A 1427-nucleotide genomic window follows, 5' to 3' on the forward strand; every position below is an offset into this window, starting at 1 on the left:
AAGCTCGATAGGCTCAGCAGGATTTGCTTGAGCCACTGATTGTGAGGCGCTAGTCGGTGCTGAAGCTTGGCCAAAGCGTGATAATTGCGCCCAGTCTCGCAAGGACAAACAGTGTTGCGTTTGTTGCGTTTTTAGAGCGAGATCTGGAGCGTTCAGTGCCGTTAAGAGTTCTAATTGAATGTCTTTGAGTGAACAGCCCAATAAATCTAGTTCAAGCGCTTTTCTCTTTGGTATGCTGGCTCGACTGATCTCTCGCATTAATGGTGTGGCATAACACCACATGTACCACATGGGTGCGTCGGAAAATAAACTCCCCCAGAAGATATCTAAGGATTTTGCTGATCCTTTTGCCTTTGCGAATCGTTGTGCGAGATAGGCTTTGGTTAAGCTTGCTCCGAGAGTTTGGTAGTAAGCGCGATAACCATATTTGATGTCGAGTTTTTTGATGGCAACGAGTAGCTCTTTGACTTGCTGGTGGCCTAGCATGCTCATAGCGTGATCAAGAGTTTTACTGAATACGCTTTCTGGACGAGGATTGTCGTTGGCCTTGCGCATGATTGCGAGTGACACAACAGGGTCTGGGGCGAGTATTTGAGCTAACTTCAAATAACTCGGCGCTTCGTTTTCCATCAGCAAAACGGCCTTCGGCGCCAGACTCAAGGCAGAGGGTAGTTTACGTTTAAGTAAGTACTCCACCCATGATTGTAGATCTTGCGGATAACTTTTTGTTTCGGCCATTCATCATCATCAATGTGTTTCTATGTCGTCTAGTGTAGACAAGATATGGCGATAACTCTGCATTCTGGTTTCTGAAATTTTACCTTCTTCTAACGCTTGTTGAATTGCGCATCCAGGTTCTTGCTCGTGTTTGCAGTCGCGGAATTTACAATAACCAATGAAGGGCCTGAACTCTGTGAAGCCTTCAAGTAGTTCAGCCTCTGTGATGTGCCAGAGTCCAAACTCTCGAATTCCTGGTGAATCCACTAAACGGCCACCTTGTGGGAGGTGAAATAATTTAGCGGTCGTAGTGGTGTGGGTGCCTTTTCGTGTGTTTTCTGAGAGTTCACCAACGCGAATAGATTGATCACCGAGAATGGTGCGAATAAGTGAAGACTTACCAACACCAGATTGCCCTACAAACACACTTGTGTGATTCGATAGCCAGCTTAAGAGTGTTTCACTACAGTCTTGTTCGTCATTTGCTGAGGTGAGCAATACTTCATAGCCGAGCGCTTTGTATGTATCCATCAAGCCGTGAATAAAGTCCCGATTATCATCGGTAATCAAATCACTCTTGTTGAACAGAATGGCTGGCTCAATGCCCGTTGTTTCGGCGGCCACAAGATAGCGGTCAATGAGGTTGGCGAAAGGTGTTGGTTCAAGCGCAACGACAATGAGTATGCGATCAATATTCGATGCGACTGGCT

Annotated in this window: 2 protein-coding genes; both read right to left on the minus strand. The window is 46.2% G+C overall.

Annotation, left to right across the window (positions count from 1 at the left end):
• Nucleotides 1-738, minus strand: a 738-nt coding sequence (locus A3738_RS23775; RefSeq protein WP_156504460.1) for an HDOD domain-containing protein, incomplete at its 3' end; no start/stop codon positions are given.
• Nucleotides 739-747: 9 nt separating this feature from the next.
• Nucleotides 748-1427 (minus strand): ribosome small subunit-dependent GTPase A (rsgA, locus tag A3738_RS23780; protein ID WP_068763904.1); only part of this gene is annotated, 680 nt, incomplete at its 5' end.

The sequence above is a fragment of the Oleiphilus sp. HI0066 genome (genome assembly GCF_001635725.1).